This is a genomic window from Ensifer sp. Root278, assembly GCF_001429285.1.
Classification (GTDB): Bacteria; Pseudomonadota; Alphaproteobacteria; order Rhizobiales; family Rhizobiaceae; genus Ensifer.
The window spans coordinates 1-6,585 of the sequence record NZ_LMJJ01000031.1; the positions used below are offsets into that span (position 1 = coordinate 1).

A 6,585-nucleotide genomic window follows, 5' to 3' on the forward strand; every position below is an offset into this window, starting at 1 on the left:
ATCAAAGCGGCGCGCGACGGCGTGCAGGATGGCTCGACCAGGAACTGCGTCAGCCGCAGGCCCTCTGCGGCGAGCTGGTCGATGCGCGGCGTCGGCGACCCGCGCAGCTCCCCGCCGCCGTAGACGCCGATGTCGCCGTAGCCGACGTTGTCGGCGAGAACGAAGAGGATGTTTGGCGTCGATTGCTGCGCAGATGCTGTTCCGACAGGCAACGCATTGGCAACGAGACAGGAGCCGATCGCCAATACAAAGCACATTCCCCGCCACGGTCCGAGCCACTTCATGTTTCGTCTCCCCTTTCGAAACCGCCGTCCGCGAGTGCTGCTTCGGAGCGGCTTCCGCTGGCTCGTCATTCAATCGTCGGGCGAAACCGTCATCGCCCTTTCGATGGCGTCGATCAGGGATTCGGCCGGGAACGGCTTGTGCAGATAGGCGACGCAGCCCGCTTTGACCGCCTCCTGTTCGAGCGCCTGATCGTCGACGGCGGTGATGAAGATGACCTTTATCTTCGAGCCGCCGTCCTTCAGCCGGTGCCAGAGTTCGATGCCGGATATGCCGCCGAGATGGACATCGAGCACGATGCAGCCGATCTCGCTCGACGTGGCGCGGTTCAGAAAGGCCTCGGCCGAGGCATATCCTTCCGTCGCGAAACCATGCGCGTTCAACAGCCGCGCGACGCTCTTGCGCATGCTCGGATCGTCTTCCACGACGGCCACTTTGCGTGGTTGGCTTTCCAAGGGATGCCTTTCTGAGGCCCATGCGGAAAGGCATGTCCAGCCCCGATCATGACGATCGTATGACCAACGTCGAAGGCTGGATATTGTCCTATGGGGAAGCGCGGCGAACAGCACCGTGCGCATCATCAGACGGTTTTGCTGTCAGGTCGAGAAGTCCCAGTCTCTCTGCGATCGACACGGCCTCGGCCAGCGAATGCACGCCAAGCTTTTCCATGACGTTGTGCCGGTGCGCCTTGACGGTTCGTTCGGAGGTGCCGAGTTCGTAAGCGATCTGCTTATTGAGCTTGCCGCGGACGATCAGGCCGAAAACGTCGAACTCGCGTGGCGTCAGGGCGTCCAGACGCGCCTGGAGTGTATGGACGCGATCGTGTTCGGCGCGCCGTATCTCTGAGCGAAGCAGCGCCCGCTCGACGGCCCCCAGCAACGCCTCCCTCGAGGCCGGTTTCTCCAGGAAATCTTCGGCGCCGGCCTTCATCGCCCGGACGCTCGCCTTGATGTCGCCTCGCCCCGTCAGAAACACGATCGGCAGCAGTGGTGCTTTCTCGGTGAGCCGGTCCTGCAACTCGAGCCCGCTCAGACCTGGCATCTGCAGGTCGAGGAGGATGCATCCGGGGTCGGAGCCCGACAGGTTGGCCAAAAGCTCTTCGCCCGAGCCGTAGGTGACGACGCGATAGCCGGATGCCTCCATCAACCGTGCCAGCGCGGTGCGATAGGAGTTGTCGTCGTCGACGATATGAATGATGGGTTCCAATTGGGTCATCCGTGCTGAGCAAGCGGCAGGACGAAACGAAACACGGCGCCGCCTTCGGCACGATTGTCCGCCCATATCTTGCCGCCATAGGTTTCGATAATCGCGCGGGCGATCGAGAGACCCAGCCCGGTGCCTGTCGGCTTGGTCGTGTAGAACGCATGGAAAACATGGTCGAGCTGGTCGCTCGGGATGCCGCGGCCGGTATCGGAGATCGACAGCTCGACCTCGGAATTCTCGATCAGCGCCGTCCGAAAGACCAGCTTCCGCTCGGTCGTCGCCGCATCGACCATGGCGTCCATCGCATTGGTGGCGAGGTTGAGAATGACTTGCTGGAGATGTACCTTGTCGGCCCGCACCGGCAGCGCCCGGGTCGGGTCGCTGGAGCTGACGACGATGCTTTTTTGTCCCGCCTCGGCGTGGAGGATATGGATCGCGCTGTTGACCACCTCATTCAGGTCGAATTCCTGCCAGTCGATCTCGCTTCGCTTCTTCAGCAGTCCCCGCAGTCGAACAATGATATCGCTGGCGCGCTGGTCGTCCTCGCGGATGTCGATGAGAATCTGCCGGATGAGGTCGAGATCCGGCTGCTCTTTCCGAAGCAGGATTTCGAGGGCATCGACATTGCTGCGGATCGCTCCGAGCGGCTGGTTCAGTTCATGGGCGATCGATGCCGACAGGGCTCCCGCCGTTGCCGACTGGTTGAGATGCACGAGTTCGAGCAGACGAAGCCGCGCTTCCTGCTCCGCGGCCAGCCGGCGCTGCCGCTCGACCAGAAGCACCGTGATGATCGCCCCCTGAAGCGCAAGCGCTGCAACGATGCCGATGATCGCCGCCCAGTATTCCTCCCAGAGGCTCTTCTCCTTGAAGCTCAGGACGGTTCCGGCAGGAAGCCCGCTCTCCGGCAAGCCCCAGCGCGTCAACTCTCTCGCATCGGCGACAAAGGTTTTCGGCACGTTGACGCTGGCGATCGGTTTTCCCGCGATCGCGTCGAGGGCGAGTTCGGCGACCGCCGTTCCGACCGACTCGAAGGTGACGGTATTACCGCCGACGGCGCCATGGCCGATATACGTGGAATAGGGACCGTAGACGGGAGCGCTCGCCTTGGCGGCAATCCGTTCGAGCGCGTTGCGCGGAATGAAGTTCCTGCCGCTGCGATCGGTAAAGACGGTCAGAACCAGAATGATGCTCCCTTCCGGCACACGCGAGGCGCGGTCTGCGAATTCATCGATGGTCAAATCCTCGACGTAGGTCGTTTTAAGACCGCTTGCGGGGCCGGGGAGATCCGAGCGCGCCGTCGCAAGCCAGGAGCGGTCGAAATCCGAGGACCCGCCGATGATGACGAGATCGCGGGCTTCCGGCTGGAGACCGCGCGCCATGAGAAGGGTTTTTGCGATGTCATACTCGCTGAAAGCCCCGACGACGTCGCTCGGCAGACTCAACTTCACGGCGTCCGCGCTGCTGAAGCAGCAGAACACGATCTTCGCATCCGGGGCGATCGCATGCCGGTACTTGACGATGAAGCCCGTTGCCTCCTCACCAAGCGCAATCACTACATCCGGACGTCGGTCGGCGTATTTCTCACTGAGATATCGCGCCATCCGGTCGATGTGAACCTTCTCGGGGAATCTGGAAAGATCGAGAAATTCCGAGAACAGATCGACCTTGCCCATTGTCGCCTGCTGCAGTCGATGTCTCAGGGTCTCGCCAGCAATGGTCGTTGCCGGGATTTTCTCGTCATAGGGATAGAGGATGAGGATGCGTGGCACCTGGTCCACGATCTCCGCCGACAAGGGCTCGGCCATCACAATGATCAAGAGCAACAGAAGGCAACGAAATGCGGATGCGATCCGGGTGAACGGGCTCGATGGTTTCGTCGATGCACGAGCCATATTGAACGTCCTTTGCGCCATTCTCCGTCAATGCGTTCGGAGGTGACGATGCGGCCGGGGCGACTGCCCGTCGGCGTTCAACTATTTCAAAAATTAGTCCGGCCCCCGCGCCGAAACCTTCCTGCCCTGCGTACGGCTTCCACACCCAATGCGATTGCTGACCGATCCATACCGCGCCAACTCGTGCGCGCTGCCCCAAAGGACAATACCGCCGAGGCGCGTTCCTGACTAGGCTGCGATGCGATGAATAGCTTTCGCGTAAGTAGCAATTGCGTGAACTCGGCGTAGTTCCAGTTTCGACGACAACAGACGCGCGGCGTGCTTCGGTGCATCCATCAATGCAAGGTCTGCATGTGGTCAGGCCACCGTCAGCTATCTTCGGCTGGCAGAGTGCGTCATCACACGTTCGTCGGGGGGACCGGCAATGAGTCGCACAACCATAAATTATGGTCTTGGTGCGTTGAGGAGAAGTGTCGGACACGCACGCTGAGAAGTCCCTTCGAGGAAACTGCTCCGCTGTGTCGACGATAACAATCGACCCGCCTGCGATAACTGGAAGATGCGGCATGAGGCGTTGCCATATGGGGCGCAGGCTGCCGGCCCATTTCGGGCAGCCAGGGAGGGAATCGAGACCATGAGCAAGATGAAAAACATCTGGTTTGGTCTGCTGGCTTCCACTTTTGTTGCCTCAGCAGCAATCATGCCGGCAGCCGCGCAAGATCAGCAAAAACCCAACATTGTCGTCATCATGGGCGATGATGTTGGCTGGTTCAACATTGGCGCCTATCACCGGGGCATCATGTCCGGGAAGACGCCGAACCTCGACAAGCTTGCCTCCGAGGGCATGCTATTTACCGACTACTACGCGGAAGCGAGCTGCACTGCGGGCCGAGCAAGCTTCATCACAGGTGAAATCCCGTTGCGCACCGGCTTGACGACGGTCGGACAAGCGGGGGCAGACGTCGGCATGCCGGACAAGGCCGCAACCATTGCCGCCGCCCTCAAGACCGAGGGCTACGCCACCGGTCAATTCGGTAAGAACCATCTCGGCGATTTGAACAAGTTCCTGCCAACGCTGCATGGCTTCGATGAGTTCTTCGGGTACCTGTATCACCTCGATGCGATGTCAGACCCCTACTGGTATTCGTTCCCGAATGACCAATCGTACCGGGACAAAGTGGGGCCGCGCAATTTGGTCCACAGCTTTGCAACGGACACGGACGACACGACCGAGCAGCCGCGTTGGGGCAAGATCGGCAAGCAGCGGATCGTCGACGAGGGACCTCTGGCGCCATTCGCCGACATGACCAACGTGCCGAACATGCATGACATCACGCCCAAGGCAAAGTACGACATGGGGACGTTCGACGAAGTGCTGGTCAAGGCCTCGTGCGACTTCATGGACAAGGCCAAGACTGACGGCAAACCGTTCTTTGTCTGGCACAACACGACGCGCATGCACGTCTGGACGTTTCTGTCGCCAAAATACCAGGCGCTCATGAACAGCGACAGCAATTACGGCCTCGAAGAAGCCGGCATGGCGCAACTGGATGACAGCGTCGGCGCCATCATGAAGTGTGTGGAGGATGCGGGCGAGACCGACAACACCATCGTCATCTTTACAACTGACAATGGGGCGGAGGTGTTTACCTGGCCCGACGGTGGCATGACCCCGTTCAAGGGCACCAAGGGTACGGTGATGGAAGGCGGCTTTCGGGCACCGGCAATCATCCGCTGGCCGGGTAAAGTCAGGCCGGGCACTGTCGAGAACGGCATCTTCTCCGCTCTGGATTGGTTCCCCACGCTGGCGGCGGCAGCTGGCAACACCGAGATCACTGAGCAGTTGCTCAAGGGTGTGAAGCTGGGCGACAGGACCTACAAGAATCACCTTGATGGCTACAATCAGTTGGACCTGCTGGTGGGCAAATCCCCATCCGCACGGCATGAATTTTTCTACTTCGGCGGCCCTTCTCTGGGGGCGGTTCGCATCGACAACTTCAAGTTCCAGTTCTTCCAACAGCCGCAGGGCTGGCCCGGTGGGAAGGTCACAACGGACATGCCCACTATGGTGAATATCCGCCAGGACCCATTCGAGCGGACACCATCGATCGGCGGCCAAAGCCTCAATGACCTCGGCGGAGGCTATATGAATGACTTCTTCGCACGCGAGTTCTGGCGGTTCGTCAGCGTCCAGCAGGAGGTCGCAAAACTGGCGCTCACGGCGATTGACTATCCGCCGATGCAAGACCCGGCTTCGTTCAATCTTGATGCTGTCAAGAAGCAGATCGACGCCGCAATTAAGAACAAGCCAGGTAACTAGAAGGCCCGCTCAACACGACGGGCGGTTTTCCAGGGCCGCCCGTCTGGTTTCAAGGCACAGTCCTCCGCATGTCTCAAGGGACGATGCGGGAATCTGGACACCTAACCGATGGAGGGGTCGTTATGACTTTGGGACGTAACTTCCTCAGACTGGCCGGCGGAGTCGTGCTTGGCCTGGCAACGTTGTTTGTTGTTGCCTCGGCGCAGGCCCAGACCGCTCCGCTGCCGTCGTGGAATGACACCGTCCCGAAGGCGGCCATCGTCGCCTTCGTCGAGAAGGTGACCAAGGAAAACTCGCCCGACTTCGCTCCCGAACCGGAGCGCATCGCCGTTTTCGACAATGACGCCACGCTGTGGGTCGAGCATCCGATGTACACCCAACTCGCCTTCGCACTCGACCGCGTGAAGGCCGAGGCAGCTTCCCATCCCGAATGGACGGACACGCAGCCGTTCATGCGCTGCCCCAAAGGACAATATCGCTGAGGCGCAATCCTGACTAGGCTTCGATGCGATGGGTGGCGTTCGCATAGGTAGCGATTACGTGAACTGGGCATAATTCCAATTTCAACGGACAGCAGACGCGAATGCTCCGGCGTGCTTTCGGCGCATCCGTCAATGCAAGGTTTTACATGCGGTCGCCGAATTTCGATGGATTGTCGTCCATGCGTCCAGAGTGTCCTTTGTGCGCTCCCCCTTGAACGCGCGGCGCTCCAGCGCGAAGGCCACCGCAACGGATATCTTCCGAACGGGAGATGTGTATTCACCGGAGGAGCTGAAAATGATCCGCAAAAGCCTTAGTTACAGTCTCGGTGCGTTGACGACTGTGGCGTTTCTCTGGGGCGCGATCGCCCCGGCGCAAGCTCAGGAGACGAGAAAGCCGAACATCCTG

Annotated in this window: 5 protein-coding genes and 1 pseudogene; 2 read left to right on the forward strand and 4 right to left on the reverse strand. The window is 60.3% G+C overall.

Features of this window, described 5'->3' with window-relative positions; genetic code table 11:
* The 4 genes from ASE60_RS19670 to ASE60_RS19685 form a co-directional block, all read right to left on the reverse strand.
* The coding region (locus ASE60_RS19670; protein WP_244495671.1) for a sulfatase-like hydrolase/transferase at nt 1-284 on the reverse strand (284 nt) is incomplete at its 3' end.
* A gap of 69 nt (nt 285-353) precedes the next feature.
* Nucleotides 354-737 (reverse strand): response regulator, encoded by a 384-nt coding sequence (locus ASE60_RS19675; protein ID WP_057252239.1) that lies wholly within the window; start codon nt 735-737, stop codon nt 354-356.
* 88 nt (nt 738-825) lie between these two features.
* The gene (locus tag ASE60_RS19680; protein WP_057252240.1) at nt 826-1,497 is read right to left on the reverse strand and encodes a response regulator transcription factor; all 672 of its coding nucleotides are present in this window, start codon (nt 1,495-1,497) and stop codon (nt 826-828) included.
* The gene (locus tag ASE60_RS19685; RefSeq protein ID WP_244495672.1) at nt 1,494-3,290 is read right to left on the reverse strand and encodes a sensor histidine kinase; all 1,797 of its coding nucleotides are present in this window, start codon (nt 3,288-3,290) and stop codon (nt 1,494-1,496) included. Before ASE60_RS19685 ends, ASE60_RS19680 begins: the two co-directional genes overlap by 4 nt.
* 721 nt (nt 3,291-4,011) lie before the next feature.
* On the opposite strand from ASE60_RS19685, the gene ASE60_RS19690 reads away from it, so the two are divergent.
* Both ASE60_RS19690 and ASE60_RS19695 read left to right on the forward strand, forming a co-directional pair.
* A complete protein-coding gene (locus ASE60_RS19690; protein WP_057252242.1) occupies nt 4,012-5,697 on the forward strand; it encodes an arylsulfatase in 1,686 nt (561 codons plus the stop codon).
* Between the two features lie 122 nt (nt 5,698-5,819).
* Nucleotides 5,820-6,149: pseudogene (locus tag ASE60_RS19695) on the forward strand (haloacid dehalogenase-like hydrolase); the annotation flags it as partial.
* Between the last annotated feature and the right edge of the window lie 436 nt (nt 6,150-6,585).

What these genes read in the sequence shown, in the direction of transcription:
- ASE60_RS19680 (WP_057252240.1), bottom strand. Translation starts at nt 1,497, where the DNA reads ATGACCCAATTGGAACCCATCATTCATATCGTCGACGACGACAACTCC.
- ASE60_RS19690 (WP_057252242.1), top strand. Translation starts at nt 4,012, where the DNA reads ATGAGCAAGATGAAAAACATCTGGTTTGGTCTGCTGGCTTCCACTTTT.
- ASE60_RS19685 (WP_244495672.1), bottom strand. Translation starts at nt 3,290, where the DNA reads ATGGCCGAGCCCTTGTCGGCGGAGATCGTGGACCAGGTGCCACGCATC.